Here is a 17337-nt window from a genome sequence, read left to right on the forward strand (position 1 = left end):
TGTAGTATTGTAATCAGATTCGGATGTCAGGATGACTACACGATCGCGAAGATATCCGCTTCGCGCATGATCAGGTACTCTTCGCCTTCCACGGTCACTTCCGTGCCCGAGTACTTGCCATAGAGGACCTTGTCGCCAACCTTCACTTCGGGAGCGACCTTCTTGCCGTCTTCGGTCACTTTGCCCGGACCAACGGCAACGACCTCACCAACGACCGGCTTCTCTTTTGCGGTATCGGGGAGAATGATACCACCCTTCGTCTTTTCTTCTGCCGGCGAGGGCTTAATGACCACGCGATCGGCCAACGGTTTAAGCTTCATAACTCCTCCTGATTTGGTAATGTGTTGATGATAAACGAGTTACAGCGATGATTCCTTCGTTAGCACTCGTGACAGTTGAGTGCTAATAATATACGATTTCGGGGCAAAAAGTCAAGAGGGAGAGACGCAGAGGAAGGAGGAGGGAAGAGGAAACGAAGGCACAAGATGGAGTGCCAGAACGATCCCGGTGCAGCAACAGCATGATCAGCGGCAGTCCCTACTTGTCCACCGCGGTCGCTTCAAAGATATGGATCCCATACCCCGGCAGGTCGAAGTACATCCCCTTCGCGTGCAGCGCCAGGCGCTCCCGCGTGTACGTTGCACCACCGAGCAGGTCCTTGAACTCGACGAGATGGCCTTCGAGCAGGTCCAGCGGCACATCCACGTACACCTGTCCACTGTGCGGAGCATAGTTCACAACGACGAGCCTGTCGCCGTGCACCGGATCATGCCACCAGTAGCTGATGAAATTGTGCCACGTATGGTTGTCGTGCCATGCCGCCCGCAGCGAGAGCATCCGCCAGGCACCCACACGGAACACCGGTTGATCGATGATCCCGAGGAGCGCCGTATAGAACGCGCGGCTCCGTTCATTCGGCATCTCGGCGACCCGCCGGCGCAATTGCACCGGCACCCGTACGTTTCGTGCCTCCATCTGTCCGTCGTGCAGCAGGAACATCCCCGGCACCGTGGCAACGACGGTGGCGGCCGCGAACTGCCACTGCTCGGACGGCAGCATCCGCGCGGCCCGTTCCTCATCATGATTCTCCAGGAACCGGAGGCTGCGCGTTTGATACACCATATCCGCCTTGAGATGGTCCCTCACCGCGGAGGCACCCTCGCGCAGCAAGCGGTCGTAGAGCGTCTTGTCATACGTGTAGTTGAATCCCAACTGCTGGAGGTCCCACTCCCTGTTCCAGTACGCTTCGGCAATGAACATGAACCCCGGATGGGATGCTGTCACCTGGCCGATGGCCTCACGCCAGAATTCGCCCTCCGCCCGGTCATCCTCCGGACGCGCGCTCCGGTCGTTCCACGTCCGCTCGAACACATCAGCAAGCAGCAACATCGCCATATCGCATCGCACGCCGTCGCACACCTCCGCGATGTCTTCGAGCTGTGTGACCATCGCTGCACGCGCCACCTTCGAATGCACATTCAGCTGTGCCGTATCGGTCCATCCGGGAAACATCGGATCGCGGCCGTACGCGATCATCAACTCTCCCGCCGCGGTCTGCGCCAGGAACCCGTCGGTGATCTGTGCGCCGTTCCGTGCCGGATCGGAATGGACATAGTACTCCGGATGCTGCTTCACCCACGCATGGTCACGCGCGGTGTGATTGCTCACGTAGTCCAGGATGAGGCCGATACCCTTCTTCGCGAGGCGGGTGCGGAGCGCACGGAGAGCCTTGCCGCCGCCGAGCGCCGGAGCGACCCGGTATTCCTGTACCGCGTACGGGGAACCGAGAATGTCGTCCGCCGTCACGTCGGGCAACGACCTCCGGTATTCTTCATGCAGTCCGGGGTATCCAGTGCCAGCTGGCGCCCCAGCGCACCCGTGGTCCAGACCCCCATCAGCCACACCGCATCGATCCCCAGTGCACACCACTCGTCCACGATCCGGTCCGGGATGTCCGCAAGCGTCATGGCGTCTCCTGACTCCTGGGAGAGTTCATGCAGGAGGACGCGCGTGTTCACTTCATAGAGTACGGGATGCTGCGTCCCCTGAAGTCGCAGGGTCACTGCCGACCGCTCTTCGTTCTTAGCCATGGTCCGACTCCTTTTCTTCTCCCCCGTCTGCCTGCGCACCCGCCTGCCGGCGGTCGCAACCCTCAATGACCAGCACGATCTCTCCACGCGGGGGGACGCTGCGCACCCCCTCCAACAGCTCCCGCACGGTCCCCCGGCGCATCTCTTCGAATTTCTTCGTCAGTTCTCTGGCAAGCACCGCACGCCTGTCCCCCATTGCTTCAGCAAGATCGCCGAGTGTGCGCTCGATGCGGTGCGGAGATTCGTACAGGACAACGGTCCGCGGTTCACCGGCGATCTGCCCGACCCGCGTCTTCCGCCCCTTCTTGTGCGGCAGGAACCCTTCAAACACGAACCGCTCGGTCGGCAGTCCGCTTGCCACCAGCGCGGCCAGCATGGCGCTCGCTCCGGGGATCGACACCACCTGTGCACCATCCTGCAGCGCGGCACGTACCAGGGCAAAGGCCGGATCCGAGATACCGGGTGTGCCGGCATCGCTCACCACGGCAACGCTTCCACCTGCCTTCAGGCGTTGGACGAGTTCGGGGATACGACGGAGTTCGTTCTGGATGAAATAGCTGACAAGGGGTGTGGCGATGCCGTAATGTTCGAGGAGGACACGTGAGGTGCGCGTGTCTTCTGCGGCGATGACATCCACGGTGCCCAGGATGTGCAGAGCACGGTGGGAAATATCCCCCAGGTTGCCGATAGGTGTCGAGACGACGTACAGCGTTCCGGGCTGGATCGTCTCCGTCATAGGCCCCAGTCCCTCGGATAGCGGAAATCGACGTTGATGGTCCGGTGCGACAGCTTGGCGATGACCGGCGGCCGCCGCTTGAACTGGCTCCGGGTGATCATGCCGCGCACGCGGGTGATGAATGATTGTGCGAAACCCATCTTCAGGAGTTCAGGATCCGTGCGCCGTTCGTCGAGCATACAATAGAGGAGCCGGTCAACGTCGGCGTACGTGAACCCCATCTCCCCTTCATCCGTTTGCCCCGCCCACAGGTCCGCCGATGGCTTCTTGTCGATCACCTTCTCGGGCAGTCCGAGATGCCTCGCCAGCTGCCAGATCTGAGTCTTGTACAGGTCGCCGAGCGGATTCAATGCCGACGCCATATCCCCGAAGAGCGTCCCGTAGCCCAGCATCAGCTCGGTCTTGTTGGACGTCCCCAGTACCAGCCCCTTTTCGCGCTGCGAAATGTCGTACAGGATGATCATCCGTTCCCGGGCCATCACGTTCCCGCCGCGCACACGGTCGTTGCCACTTCCCAGGGCGAGATACGGGTCCACCATCGGCGAGATGTCGACGAGTTCTGTCCGAATGCCGATCGATCCGGCCACCAGTTCGGCATCCGCTTTGCTTTCAGGCGAGCTCGACCGGTACGGCATCATGACACCCAGGACGTTTTCCGGACCCAATGCCCGTGCCGCCAGAGCAGCGCACACGGCGGAATCGATGCCGCCGGAAAGCCCGAGAACACCCTTCGTGAATCCGGCAACCGACGTCTCGTCGCGGAGAAAAGCGACGAGGATCTTCTCGACGATGGACGGATCGAGGAGGCTGCCTAGTTCAACATTTTCAATTGTTTCCATAGGCCAAAGGTACGAAAGCGCCGTTTTGTATTCAAGGCAACTGGCCCAATTAAGAATTAAGAATTCTTAGTTCTTAATTCTTAATTGATCTTATCCGTCCCACCCAACCCCCTCCCCTCGCCAGATGCACCGTCATCGTATCGCCGGTATGCACCGCCGAGGTAGAGAAGACATGGTCGATGGCCCTGGTGTTCGCATTGACGCCATCCGCCAGGGAGGTCATCACATACGGCGGGCCGGGCTCCAGGAACGAAAGATCGAGCCGCACATCCCGTTCACTTCCATTCGTGACCACACCGATGAACCAATCGCCCCCGTGGCGCCGTGCGACCGCGACCACTTCCCCGATCTTCGCCTCCAGCACCCGCGTTTCATCCCATTCCACGGGGATCGACGTCATGAACCGGGTGAAGTCGTCCTCCCGCAGATAGTCCGAAGGGCTGTCCGGCAGCATCCGGAATGGGCATTCGAGCACCACGCACAACGCCGTGGTGTGCGCGCGCGTGCCCTGCCCCATCGGCCGGTCGGGGACCATCCGGAATTCATGCGGCTGTGCGTTGCGCACCGTTCCCGGCAGATAATCCGCGGCCCCGGCGACCATGCGCACGAACGGCAACACGGTGTGATACCACGGCGTATCATCCTGGTTCACGCCGTTCTGTTCGAACTCGATGAGCCCTTCCCGCACAGGAGCGTTGGGCCAGGTGCGCTGCATCCCGTCCGGCTTGTACGCGCCATGGAACATCACGATCATCTTCCTCTTTGCCGTCTCTTCCGCACAGCGTTGATAGAATTCCACCATCTGCTGGTCGTCGCTGTTCATGAAATCGATCTTGATGCCGGCGATCCCCCAGCGCGAGAACTGCTCGAACGCCGCGTCCCACTGCCGTTCGAGCGTGGACCAGACGGCCCAGAGAAGGATCTCCACATTCTTGCTGCGCGCATACGCAAGCACCTCCGCCATATCCAATCCCGGCGACACGCGCAGCAGGTCGGGATCCGGCGACCATCCTTCATCGAGCAGCACGTAGCGTATCCCGTAGCGCGCCGCGAAGTCGATGAAGTACCTGACCGTCGGGGTATTGACGCCGCCCACGAAATCCACTCCATGGATATTGCGCCGCCCCCACCAATCGAGTGTGACCAACCCCGGACGTATCCATGAGGGATCCCGCATGCGGGATGGCTCCCCGAGGAGATACACCATGGAATTCGTCAGGAGTTCTGCATCGGTGCGCGCAACGCAGAAGACACGCCACGGGAACGCCCGCGAGCCATGCGTACGTGCGATCTCCGTCGCACGCGCGGTGACCATCCCGCGCCGGTACAGGTCATCGCCCTCCAACCTCACTGTGGGATATGCCGGGAAGGTCGATGCCAACCGTCCCTGCCGCACATGCTTCAGCCAGAGTCCCGGGTAGGACGCGATCTGTGCTTCGGTGAAGACGATGCGATGCCCGCTCCGGAGCTGTGCCAGGAGTGGCAGATTCGCCATGCTGTCGGCCGGCATCGCGTCCGCGGCGCGTACACGATACGGCGTCTCATAGGCCGACCAGAAGGTCTGGTTGTACTGTGCGGTGATCACCGCACCCGGGGCAAACTGCAGGACCAACGGCTCGTGATCGATCACCATGTCACGATCGATGTCCGTGACGATCCTGTACGCGATGCCCTCGTTGTAGACGCGCACCGTGACCGCGTATCCGCCTATGAACCTCACCACCGCTTCGTTGTAGTGGTCGCGCAACCGTGCGGCCCTCTCCCGGATCACGGGGGTGATCAGAGTATCTGAGGCGCTCCGGGTGACCTCCGCCACATGCGGCGTGGAACGGAACAGAGAGGCATCCCGGAGATCGAGGCGGATCGGAGCCACGGTGAACAATGGGGCCTTCCCGTCGGCCGCCTGCAGCGAGATCCCGGTCCCAACGGTGAGGGTCGCCTTCAGCCGCGTATCGGGCGAAACCACCGTGATATCGCGGGCGGCGCATGTGGCAGCGAAGCAGAAAAGGAAGGCAAAGAGAGAGAAATGCTTCATGGATGGCCTGTCGATGGTCCACGTCCTGTGGGAAGTGATGCCGGAATATAGCCTTTGCAGGGCGTACAATCAACGAAAACGCCCATCGCAACCATCTTGCAACTCCTTCCCCGATTTGGTATCTATAAGGAGTGGCTCTATTATAGTGTACTCATATGTTTCCGTTGGAGGTGCTGCATGAATCGGCGATCCATTGCGTGTTCGGTCATCCCCATCCTTCTCCTTGGCCTGTATCAGGTTGCCATGCCGCAGGCCACGCTGAGCCCGCGCCTCTCTGCTGCGATCTCGCACGCGTCGCAGTCGGCGATCCATCACGCATGGGTCTATTTCGCCGACAAGGGCGGGGCCGATCTGAAGAAGGCCGTGCCCACCTCGCTCGTCACCGAAGCCTCGCTTCGCCGTCGCATGAACGTGATGCCGGCCTCGGCCCTCGTGGACGAGACCGACCTGCCGGTGCACGCACCATACCTTGCACAACTGGGCGCCCGCGGCGTCACGGTGGGACAGGTCTCCAAATGGCTCAACGCGGTGAGCATCCGGGGTACCGGGGAGCAGATCGCACGCTGCACGGCACTCCCGTTCGTGACGTCCCTTGACCTGGTCACAGGCTTCAAACGCTCGCCCGATCCGGCAGTGCCTGCCGGCGAGCAGACCCCATCGGTGCAGAAGCAGACCGGTACCCACGCCCTGGATTACGGATCGTCCTTCTCGCAGGTGAATACCATCAACGTGCCGGCGATCCATGACCTCGGCAATTCCGCCCAGGGGGTCATCCTCGGGGTCTTCGACAATGGCTTCCGGCTCCCGGCGCACGAAGCCTTCGCCTCGATGAACATCCTCGCCACCTACGACTTCGTGGACAACAAGGTCAGCGTGGTCCCTTCCAATCCGAGCACGAACTTCGGCGATCACGGCGTCTACACCCTCGCCACCATTGGCGGTTACAAACCGGGGGCCCTCATCGGACCTGCCTACGGCGCCAGCTACATTCTTGCGCGCACCGAGAACGACAGCAGCGAAACGCCGGCAGAGGAGGACAAGTGGGTGCGTGCGATCGAGTGGGCGGACAGTCTGGGCGTGCAGGTGACGAGCACATCCCTCGGCTATCTGGACTATGATGCCGGGTATACGAGCTGGACGTGGGAGAACATGGATGGGAGGACGACTGCGATCACGCGCGCCGCGGCCATGGCCGTGCGCAAGGGGATCGTGGTGGTGAACTCCGCGGGCAACGAAGGATTCAACGCATCGCACAACACGCTCATCGCCCCGGCCGACGCCGATAGCGTGGTCGCCGCCGGTGCGGTCACCTCCGCCGGTGCACGCGCATCGTTCAGTTCCATCGGTCCCAGTACCTCGGTCCCACCCCGCATCAAGCCGGACGTCATGGCACAGGGAACGAATGTGTTCGTGGCGAGCGCGACCAACACGACGGAGTACACGCTGATCCAGGGAACGTCGTTCTCCTGTCCGCTCACCGCAGGGGTTGCGGCGCTGCTCGTGAAAGAGCATCCCACGGCACCCCCGATGACGATCGTGAATGCGATGAAGTCGACCGCCAGCAAGGCCAATGCCCCCGACAACCTCATGGGGTACGGGATCCTGAACGCACTCGCCGCACGGGTCAGCCTGGGGAGTACCGATACGAATGGTCTGCCGTCGGTTGAAGGCGGCGACTACCATCTTGGCCAGAACTATCCGAATCCGTTCAATCCAGGGACCCGGATCGAGTTCGCCGCCCCCCAGGAGGCGAACGTCACGCTGACGATCTACGATCTGATCGGCCGGAGAGTGCGGACCCTGGTCAGCGGGACCGTGCGGCGCGGCCTGCACCGGACGGAATGGAACGGGAAGGACGACGGGGGCAGTGACGTTGCCGCGGGTGTGTACATCTACCGGCTGACCGCCGCCGGTATCGACGGCGGTCAGTCGGTGATCAACAGGAAGCTGCTACTCCTTCGTTAACGTCTTGCGGATGATCTCGATCCCGAGATCGATCTCTTCGCGTGACACGTTCAGCGGTGGGCGGAACCGGATGGACCGCTCGCCGCTGGGCAGGATGATGAGCCCCAGGTCGAACGCTGCCTCGCGGATCTCCGTGCGTTTCTCCGGCGTCACCACATCGAACGCGGCGAACAGCCCGAGTCCACGCGGATTCGAAAAGAGGGCCGGGAACTCTGCAACAAGCTCCTGCAAACGCGTCAGCAGGTGCGCACCCACCACCCGTGCATTCTCGACCAGTTTCTCCTTCTCGATGATCTCCAGGTAGCGCTGCGCACGCACCATATCCACCAGGTTCCCGCCCCAGGTGGAGTTGATCCGGCTCGGCACCTTGAACACGTTGTCCTTCACCTCATCGATACGCGTTCCGCACAGGATGCCGCACACCTGCGTCTTCTTGCCGAAGGAGATGATGTCCGGCTGCATGTAATGCTGGTGCGCCCACATCTTCCCCGTCATGCCGACACCCGTCTGCACCTCATCCGCGATGAGCAACGCCTCGTTCTCATCGGCGAGCTGACGCAGGGCACGGAAGAACTCCGGCCGGAACTGGCGGTCGCCGCCCTCACCCTGGATCGGCTCGATGATGATCGCCGCGATATCGTCCGGGTTGTCGTGGAACGCCTGCTTGATCGTCGCAATGGCACGTTCCTCATCCTGCATCACGAGCGCTGTGGTCTCCGGCGTCATCGGAAAACGCATGGCGGGCGCATTCACGCGCGGCCAGGAGAACTTCGGGAACAGGTCGGTCTTCACCGGATCGGTGTTGGTCAGGGAGAGTGTATACCCCCCGCGGCCGTGGAACGCACCCTGGAAGTGAATGATCTGCCGGCCGCGTTCTTCGCGGTGCCCGCGGGCGAAGTTCTTCCTGATCTTCCAGTCGAATGCGGTCTTGAGCGCGTTCTCCACCGCCGCCGAGCCTCCGTCGATGAAGAAGGCATGGGGAAGGTAGGATGGGATGGCGACCCATGAGAATGTGGCGAGGAAATCCGCCTGCTCGCTGGTGTAGATATCCGAGAGCGAGGGCTTGTTCACGGCGACGTACGCCAGCTTCTTCAGGAATTCCGGCGACGTCATCATCGGATGATTCATGCCGACCGGCGACGAAGCTACGAACGTAAAGAAATCCAGATACAACTTGCCCGTGCGGGCATCAACGATGAATGATCCGCGGCTCTTCTTCAGGTCGATGACGATATCGAACCCGTCGATGAGCATATGCTGACGCAGTGTGGGGAACACTGCATCCGGTGCCACAAGGGACTTCAGGGGCCGGCGGGCAGATGCGGCCTTGCGTGGTGCTGCGCCCTTCCCTTTGCGCGGGGCCGTACGGGCCACCGCGCGACGTGTCGTTGTGCGCTTCTTCATGATGTCGCTCCTCCAATGAATGAATGCTGTTCAATGGTCAGAAAACAGGAGGAGCGGCACTTAGAAGAACTCGTTGTGCTCGAACAATGACACGAAATAGAGGGGTTGGCGCGCCACGGGATCAGTCCTTGTAATTGTCGATCTGTGCCCGCTGCAATCCACCGCTGTAGTCGACGTACACCGTCTTCCACTCCGAGAAGAAGTCATACACCGTCCACCCGCCTTCCCGGTGGCCGTTGCCGGTCTGCTTCACGCCGCCGAACGGCATGTGTGCTTCGGCACCGATGGTCGGAGCGTTGATGTACGTGATCCCGGCCTTGATGTCGCGGATGGCCGTATAGGCATCATTGATGTTCGTCGTATACAGGGACGACGAGAGGCCGTAGATCGTGTCGTTGAGGATCCGGATGCCTTCTTCCAGCGTCCTGAACTTGATCACCGACAGGACCGGTCCGAAGATCTCCTCTTTGGCGATACGGTGGTCGGGTTGTACGCCCGTGAACACCGTTGGGCGGTAGAACCACCCCTTCGCCAGGTCGCCGTCCTTCGCGATCTTGCCGCCGGCAACCACCTTTGCACCCTGCTTCAGCCCGATATCCACGTAGCTCTGCACCGTCTGCTGCTGCGATTCGTTCACGCACGGGCCGACATCGATGCCCGGCTTCAGGCCGTCGCCAAGCTTCAGGGCTTCCACCCGCTTCACGAGTTCCGCAACGAACGCATCATGGATCTTCTCGTGCAGCAGGAGCCGGCTCGTGGCCGTACAGCGCTGACCCGTGGTACCGAAGGCGCCCCAGAGCACGCCTTCGAGGGCGAGTTCCATGTTCGCATCCGGCATCACCATCTGCGCGTTCTTGCCGCCGAGTTCGAGCGAGACGCGTTTCAGGGTGGCCGACGCCATCTCGGAGATCTTCTTGCCGACCACCGTGGAGCCGGTGAAGCTCACCAGGTCCACTTCATCGTGGCCGACGATCGCATTGCCCACCTCGCCGCCGCCACCGTGCACGATGTTCACGACACCCGCGGGGATGCCGGCTTCGGCGAGGATCTCGACGAGGGCTGTTGCCGTGGCAGGGGTGTCCGATGCCGGCTTGAACACGACCGTATTCCCGCACACCAGCGCGGGGAAGATCTTCCAGGTGGGGATCGCCATCGGGAAGTTCCAGGGCGTGATGATGCCCGCAACGCCGATCGGCACGCGCATTGCCATGTTGAACTTGTTCGGCAATTCCGAGGGAACGGTATGGCCGAACAGGCGGCGCCCTTCGCTGGCGGCATAGTAGGCGGTATCGATGCCTTCCTGCACGTCGCCGCGGGTCTCGGCGAGCACTTTCCCCATCTCCCGGGTCATCAGCTTCGCCAGTTCTTCCTTCTTCTCGACCATCAGGTCGCCGACCTTCTTCAGGATGTCGCCGCGCTTGGGTGCGGGCACCAGCCGCCACTCTTCGAATGCGCGGCGTGCGGCGCGGATCGCCACTTCAACGTCGTCCTTTCCCGACTTCGGAAAGGTACCAACCACCTCATCCCAGTTCGCGGGGTTCCGGTTCTCGAAGGTCTTCCCGGAGATGGCATCCATCCATGCGCCGTCGATGAAATTCTGGAATTTCCTTGCCATACGTTCGTCCTTTGTTCTAATGGCGTCCGTCCGGATGGTGCTTAGGCGAGTCCGGCACGGGCAAAGATCACATCTACGTTCTTGATGCTCTTGTTCAGGTCGAACAGCGCTTCCACCCCCTCCACGCCGAGCACATCCCGCACGGCCGGTTCGGCAAGAAGCAGGTCTTTGAATTCCTTCCCGCTCTGCCACACATCCATGGCACACGTCTGCACGATACGGTACGCGTCCTCGCGCTTCATCCCCTTCTTCGTCAGCGCAAGCAGCACCGACTGCGAGAAGATGAGGCCGTGGGTCTTATGGAGGTTTGTGAGCATATTCTCAGGATAGACAAGCAGCCGGTCCACCACATCGATGGTCAATGCGAGCATATAATCCAGCAGGATACAGCTGTCAGGTATCACGACCCGCTCCACCGACGAATGGGTGATGTCGCGCTCATGCCAGAGCGCCACATTTTCCATTGCTGCCTGGGCATTGCCGCGGAGCACGCGTGCGAGCCCGGCGATGCGCTCGCAGGTGATCGGGTTCCGCTTGTGCGGCATCGCCGACGATCCCTTCTGCCCCTTGGAGAAATATTCCTCCGCTTCCAGCACTTCGGTCTTCTGGAGGTGCCGGATCTCGGTGGCGATCTTCTCCAGCGATGCGCCGGTGAGCGCAAGGGCATTCATAAACTCTGCGTGGCGGTCACGCTGCAGTACCTGCGTCGACACCGGAGCCGGCGCAAGGCCGAGGTGGGCGCACACGTATTCTTCCACCGCCGGACTCAGATGCTCGAAGGTCCCCACGGCACCCGAGATCTGCCCCACGGCGATACGCTCGACCGCGCCTTTCATCCGGACGATGTTCCGCTGCGCCTCCGCATACCACAAGGCCAGCTTCAACCCGAACGTGGTCGGTTCGGCATGGATCCCATGCGTCCTCCCCACGGTGATGGTCGTCTTGAACTCCTTCGCACGGCGCGCGAGCACGGCCGCGAGTTTCTCCAGGGCTTCCAGGAGCATCTCCCCGGACTGCTTCATCTGTACGGCCAGGGCGGTATCGAGCACATCCGACGACGTCATGCCCAGATGGATGAAGCGGGCTTCGGGGCCGACATACTCCCCGACGTTCGTCAGGAACGCGATCACATCGTGCCGCACCTCTTCTTCGATCGCTTCGATACGCTTCACGTCGAAGTTGGCCTTCGAGCGGATGACGGCAACGGCCTCGGCAGGGATCACTCCCTGCCGGGCCTGGGCTTCACAGGCAAGGACCTCGATCTCGAGCCAGATCCGGTAGCGGTTCTCATCCTCCCAGATGGCTCCCATGGCGGGACGTGTATAGCGGCTGATCATTCGGGCTGCTTCTCCAGACGAAGGGAAACGGTCATTTCATGGCGGTCACGGATCACTTTCAATTTCAGGGTCTCGCCGGTCCGGGCTTCATCCACGATCGCGATCAGCGAGGACTCATCGTTCACCTTCTCGCCGTTGGCTTCGATGATGATGTCACCCTCACGCATCCCCGCACGTTCTGCGGGGCTGGAACGTTTCACGTCACTGACGATCACACCCTGCACCTTGTCGAGCCCGAAGTAGCGGGCGATCCGGCGGTCGACCGCCTGGATCTGCAGGCCGGTCCAGAAATTCCGTTCGATCTTGCCGCTCTTGCGGAGCTCCGCGACGATCGTCTTCACCCGGTTGATCGGGATGGCGAACCCGAGGCCCACATTCCCCTGGTTCGGCGTATAAATGACGGAGTTCACACCGATCACCTCTCCCGTCGCATTCAGGAGCGGGCCACCGCTGTTCCCCGAATTGATGGCGGCATCGGTCTGGATCATGTCGCGGTAGACGCGCCCTTCGCCCGACTCCACCTTCATGCCGGTATTGCTCACGACGCCCACGGTCACGGTCGGCTTGTCGTTGATGTCGAACAGCCCGAACGGATTGCCGAGAGCGATCACCCATTCACCGATGATCACATCATCCGACCCACCGAGGCGGACGAACGGAAGGCCCGTGCCGTCGATCTTGAGGAGTGCGATGTCGGAGATCAGGTCCGTACCCACGAGCCGGGCTTTGTACTGCTTGCCGCTGGTCATGGTGACGGTGATCTCTTTCGCATTGCCCGCAACGTGATCGTTCGTGAGAATGTACCCATCCGGAGAGATGATGAACCCGGAGCCGAGCCCCTGCACCTGCTGCGTATACGTGCGATCGCCGAAGAACTGGCGGAAGAACGGATCGTCGCCCCAGGGAGAGACCTGGCGGTACTGGCGGAGTTCGACGACATTGATGCCCACAACGGCGGGACTTGCGGCGGCGACGGCGCGGGTGATGGCATTGCGGCGGCCGGTCCCGAGTGACTCGGCGACCGAATCACGTCCTTCAGGTGTCGATCCGATGGCGAACGCATGGTCAAAGGCAGCATCCGGGCCATGCGATGGTTGCGCGGGATCCGGTTCAGCGACGGCACTTTTGCCGAGGCTGTAGCCGATGACACCCCCGCCGACGGACGTTGCAAGAACAAGAAGCAGCAACCCAACCACACGCGCGATCATACGTCTCTCCTCTGTGCACGTTGTTCCAGAATGAACTCACGGACCGGTCCGATGAGCCGGGACAGGATCAGGATCATCAACAGGACGATGAACCAGGGAGCCGCCCGCGGGTCCAGGATGCCGGGCAGAACTCCGGGCCACAGGAACACGACCACCGGACTCACGATGCTTGCCACAGCACTGGCCGGGTTGACACTCCGGAGCATGGCAAAGGCAAGGGCCCACACCAGACACCAGAGCGGCACGAATCCCCAGAGCAGGACCAATGCGGCTCCCGCGGCAGTCGCGAGGCCTCTTCCACCTTTGAACTTCAACCAGAACGGGTAATTATGACCCAGAACCGCCGATAATGCGGAGATCATCCCGGTCAAGGGCCACTCGCCTCCGAAGGAGCGAACAGCGTAGACGGCGAGGACGCCCTTCAGGAGATCGAGGACCAGCACGCTCACGCCGACGGCGCGGGACCGGGTGACCTCAAAACTATTGAGCGCTCCTACGTTTCCGCTTCCTGCGGCCCGAAGATCGATACGGGATTGCCAACGAACCAGGATGAAGGCGGTCGGGATGGAACCCAGAAGATAGCCGGTCAGTGCGGCAAGAAGGATCAGTTCCACAATGTCCCGATGACGTAGAAAGCGCGTTTATACTCAAAGGTACAAAAAACGGCCTGGAGAGTCAACGGCGGTGGTTTTCTTGATATTCCTGCACGAATGAGGTATATTGGGCAAGATGACCGACCCCAGGCTCCACCAACTTTTCACCCGCTTCAAGAGCGGGGCACTCTCCGAGGAAGAGCTCCTGCAGCAGCTGTCCTCCCGCATGTATGAGTCATTGGGCTTCGCCACAGTGGACCATCACCGGGAGATGCGTCAGGGTTTCCCGGAAGTGATCTTCAGTGAAGGGAAGACGCCCCGGCAGGTAGCAGAGATCGCGCGCGCGATCGTACGCCGGGGCAGTGTGCTCCTTGCAACGCGTGCATCGCAGGCGCACTTCAACGCCGTGAAGAAGATCATTCGCGGCGCCCGCTACAACGCGGAAGCGCGGACGATTTCAGGCAATGAGACGAAGATCGTCCATCAGGGGCGCGGTACCATTCTGGTGGTGACCGCGGGGACATCCGACATCCCGGTGGCAGCGGAGGCGGTCGTGACCGCCACGGTGATGGGGAATGACGTTGCCACGTTGTTCGATGTTGGGGTGGCAGGGATCCACAGGATCCTGATGCAGAGTCAGAAACTCCGTCAGGCCACGGTCATCATCGTGGTCGCTGGGATGGAAGGCGCACTCGCCAGCGTGGTCGGCGGCATGGTGGATGTGCCGGTGATCGCCGTGCCGACCTCGGTCGGGTACGGCGCCAATTTCCGTGGTGTTTCAGCGCTTCTGGGCATGCTCAACTCGTGCGCATCCGGCGTCACCGTTGTGAACATCGACAACGGTTTCGGCGCGGGGTATGCGGCCTCACTCATGAACCGTTCCGCCGGTGACCATCGTCACAGCCGGTGAACGGTTCTCTTGAATTCAACACGGTCGTTGTCTATATTGAATAGTTCACATCCTAATCATCTCTTCCGCCCTCAGCACCTGACCACACTATGAAAGCCGTAATCATGGCTGGTGGGTTCGGGACACGGTTGCGCCCGCTCACCTGCAACACGCCCAAACCCATGGTGCCACTCATGAATAAACCCATGATGGCCCACATTGTTGCCTTGCTGAAAAAGCACGGGCTCAACGACATCATTGCCACCCTCTTCTATTCTCCCGAGGCGATCACCGGTCACTTCGGGGACGGATCGTCGATGGGTGTCAAGATGCAATACGTCAGGGCCGATGCGGATTACGGCACAGCGGGAAGCGTCCGCAACGCCACGAAAGGGATGAACGAACGCATCCTGATCATCAGTGGTGACGTGCTCACCGACTTCGACCTGACCGCCGCCCTCCGCTACCACGAAGCCAAGAATGCCAAAGCCACGATCGTCCTGACCCACGCGAAGAACCCACTGCAGTTCGGCGTGGTCATCACGGGCGAGGATGGCAAGATCACACGCTTCCTCGAGAAGCCCTCGTGGGGCGAAGTCTTCAGCGACACGATCAATACCGGCATCTACATCATCGAGCCGGACATCCTGGAGAAGATCCCCTACCGCCAGGATTTCGATTTCAGCAAGGACCTCTTCCCGCTCATGCTGCGGCAGGAGGACCTGGGTCTCTACGGGTTCACCACGGACGGGTACTGGCGCGACATCGGTAACCTGAACGAGTATCAGGATGCCCACATGGACGTCCTGGCAGGGACCGTCGACGTGGACATCGACGGCCTGCGATCGGGCAATGCCTCGATCGGCGAAGGCACGCGGATCGACCTCGCCGGCGTCCATCTTTCGGGCCGCGTGATCGTAGGAAAGAACTGCACGATCGGCGAGGGGTCGAAGATCTCGAACTCGATCATCGGCGACAACAGTGTGATCGGGCCGGGGTCCATCATCACCAACTCGGTGATCTGGAGCGATGTGGTGGTCGGACATAATTCCGAGCTCTCGTCGGATGTGATCGGCTCCAAATGCTCCATCGGCGAGAAGGCGGTCATCGCGGAGAACGTATTCATCGGCGACGGCTGCTGGATCGGGCGCGGGGCCCGGCTGAGCGCGAACATCAAACTCTGGCCGGAGAAGGTCGTCGAGGAAGGCGCCGTCCTCACACGCAGCCTCGTGTGGGAGGACAAATGGCTGCGCGAGCTCTTCACCGATTCGCGCGTCACCGGCCTGTCCAATATCGAGATGAACCCCGAATTCGGCGCGAAACTGGGCGCGGCCTACGGGGCCTTCATCGGCGCGGGCAAGACCGTCGTGACCTGCCGCGATTCCGACAATGTGTCGCGCATGATGAACCGCGCGATCCTCTGCGGCCTCGTGTCCGCCGGGGTGAACACCTTCGATCTCCGGGCGATCTCCATCCCCCTGCTCCGCCACGAACTGAGCAGCGGCAAGGAGGCCGGCGGTATCCACGTCCGCCGCAACCCGACCGACAAGAACCTGACGGACATCATCTTCTTCGATGCCAACGGCAAGGACCTCCCCACCTCCAAGACAAAGAGCGTGGAACGCCTCTTCTTCGGCGAGGACTTCGCCCGCGCGCCGCGCGAGAAGGTCGGGGGCATCTCCTTCCCGGAACGCACCACCGAGGCATACAAGGAGAAGTTCCTGTCCTCCCTCGACATCGAGGCGATCGGCAAGAAGAAGTTCAAGCTGGTCATCGACTACTCCAACGGCGTCGCCTCCACGATCTTCCCGATCATCCTCGGGTCGTTCGATTGCCAGGTGGTGGCCCTCAACGCGCACCTCGACCCGCGGAAGCTGACGCGGGACAAGTACGAGTTCGACTACTCGATGAAGCAGCTCTCGCACATCGTGACGTCGCTGAAATACGATATGGGCATCCTGATCGACGGCGGCGGGGAGCGCCTGTTCCTCGTGAACGAGAACGGCGATGCATTCGACAGCGACCGCCTCCTGACCGTCGTCACGGACATGTTCCTGCAGACGCACAAGGATGTGGATTCCATCGCCGTGCCCATCACTTCCAGCGGCGAGATCGATCTCCTTGCCGAACGCCACAAGGTGAAGGTCGTCAAGACCCGCAACAGCCACCTGGCGATGATGGAAGCCGCGGCGAACAAGAGCATCCGGTTCATTGGCGGCACCAAAGGCGGGTTCATCTTCACGGACTTCTTCTTCGCCACCGATGCGATGTACTCTCTTGCAAAGCTGCTCGAAATGATGGCGCATGCGGACAAGCGTCTGGGTGAGTTCGATACGGAGATCCCGCGATTGTATCTGGCGCGGCGTACGGTGAACTGCTCCTGGGAGCACAAGGGAAAGGTGATGCGGCACATCATGGCCGACACCGACACCATGCGCCGCGAACTGGTGGATGGCGTGAAAGTGTACATGCCGGAGGGGTCGAAGGGCATCTCCGTGCTCATGATCCCGGATAAAGAACGGCCGCTCTTCCATGTGAGCGCGGAAGCACGCGATCAGCAGTCCGCCGACCGCCTCGCCCTGGACTATGAAAAGAAAGTGATCATCTGGCGTGATGAACCATAGGA

14 protein-coding genes are annotated in these 17337 nt (G+C 61.3%); 3 read left to right on the forward strand and 11 right to left on the reverse strand.

The window, feature by feature from the left end:
- Positions 1–35: 35 nt before the first annotated feature.
- The 6 genes from groES to IPI01_10130 all read right to left on the reverse strand — a co-directional run bounded on the left by groES (position 36) and on the right by IPI01_10130 (position 5700).
- Positions 36–320, reverse strand: coding sequence for a co-chaperone GroES (gene groES, locus IPI01_10105; protein MBK7258138.1), 285 nt, complete (start codon positions 318–320; stop codon positions 36–38).
- Between the two features lie 217 nt (positions 321–537).
- Positions 538–1815, reverse strand: coding sequence for an alpha-amylase (locus IPI01_10110; protein MBK7258139.1), 1278 nt, complete (start codon positions 1813–1815; stop codon positions 538–540).
- Positions 1803–2090, reverse strand: coding sequence for a hypothetical protein (locus IPI01_10115; GenBank protein MBK7258140.1), 288 nt, complete (start codon positions 2088–2090; stop codon positions 1803–1805). Before IPI01_10115 ends, IPI01_10110 begins: the two co-directional genes overlap by 13 nt.
- Positions 2083–2826 carry a 16S rRNA (cytidine(1402)-2'-O)-methyltransferase gene (gene rsmI, locus IPI01_10120; protein MBK7258141.1) on the reverse strand — a complete coding sequence of 248 codons (744 nt, stop codon included), beginning with the start codon at positions 2824–2826 and terminating at the stop codon, positions 2083–2085. The genes IPI01_10115 and rsmI overlap by 8 nt, the downstream gene beginning before the upstream one ends.
- Positions 2823–3665: an NAD+ synthase gene (locus tag IPI01_10125; GenBank protein MBK7258142.1), complete on the reverse strand. Its 843-nt coding sequence runs from the start codon at positions 3663–3665 to the stop codon at positions 2823–2825. The genes rsmI and IPI01_10125 overlap by 4 nt, the downstream gene beginning before the upstream one ends.
- A 73-nt stretch (positions 3666–3738) precedes the next feature.
- Positions 3739–5700 (reverse strand): glycoside hydrolase family 97 protein, encoded by a 1962-nt coding sequence (locus IPI01_10130; GenBank protein ID MBK7258143.1) that lies wholly within the window; start codon positions 5698–5700, stop codon positions 3739–3741.
- 177 nt (positions 5701–5877) lie between these two features.
- On the opposite strand from IPI01_10130, the gene IPI01_10135 reads away from it, so the two are divergent.
- Entirely contained in the window at positions 5878–7665 is a 1788-nt protein-coding gene (locus IPI01_10135) for a S8 family serine peptidase (GenBank protein ID MBK7258144.1), read from the forward strand.
- Here IPI01_10135 and IPI01_10140 read toward each other — a convergent pair.
- From IPI01_10140 to IPI01_10160, 5 genes are all read right to left on the reverse strand, one after another.
- On the reverse strand, positions 7651–9069 hold the full coding sequence (locus IPI01_10140; protein ID MBK7258145.1) for an L-lysine 6-transaminase: 1419 nt from the start codon (positions 9067–9069) through the stop codon (positions 7651–7653). The two genes, IPI01_10135 and IPI01_10140, sit on opposite strands and share 15 nt — an antisense overlap.
- A gap of 121 nt (positions 9070–9190) precedes the next feature.
- The gene (locus tag IPI01_10145; protein ID MBK7258146.1) at positions 9191–10684 is read right to left on the reverse strand and encodes an aldehyde dehydrogenase family protein; all 1494 of its coding nucleotides are present in this window, start codon (positions 10682–10684) and stop codon (positions 9191–9193) included.
- A gap of 41 nt (positions 10685–10725) precedes the next feature.
- Entirely contained in the window at positions 10726–12021 is a 1296-nt protein-coding gene (locus tag IPI01_10150; GenBank protein ID MBK7258147.1) for an adenylosuccinate lyase, read from the reverse strand.
- On the reverse strand, positions 12018–13229 hold the full coding sequence (locus IPI01_10155; GenBank protein ID MBK7258148.1) for a trypsin-like peptidase domain-containing protein: 1212 nt from the start codon (positions 13227–13229) through the stop codon (positions 12018–12020). Before IPI01_10155 ends, IPI01_10150 begins: the two co-directional genes overlap by 4 nt.
- The gene (locus IPI01_10160) at positions 13226–13843 is read right to left on the reverse strand and encodes a glycerol-3-phosphate acyltransferase (GenBank protein ID MBK7258149.1); all 618 of its coding nucleotides are present in this window, start codon (positions 13841–13843) and stop codon (positions 13226–13228) included. Before IPI01_10160 ends, IPI01_10155 begins: the two co-directional genes overlap by 4 nt.
- Before the next feature lie 115 nt (positions 13844–13958).
- Between IPI01_10160 and larB the strand changes: the two genes are divergently transcribed.
- Positions 13959–14732, forward strand: a complete 774-nt coding sequence (larB, locus tag IPI01_10165; GenBank protein ID MBK7258150.1) for a nickel pincer cofactor biosynthesis protein LarB — start codon at positions 13959–13961, stop codon at positions 14730–14732.
- Between the two features lie 89 nt (positions 14733–14821).
- The gene (locus tag IPI01_10170; GenBank protein MBK7258151.1) at positions 14822–17335 is read left to right on the forward strand and encodes an NTP transferase domain-containing protein; all 2514 of its coding nucleotides are present in this window, start codon (positions 14822–14824) and stop codon (positions 17333–17335) included.
- Positions 17336–17337 lie beyond the last annotated feature (2 nt).

This window comes from Ignavibacteriota bacterium (assembly GCA_016707525.1).
Taxonomy (GTDB): Bacteria; Bacteroidota; Ignavibacteria; order UBA10030; family UBA6906; genus JAGDMK01.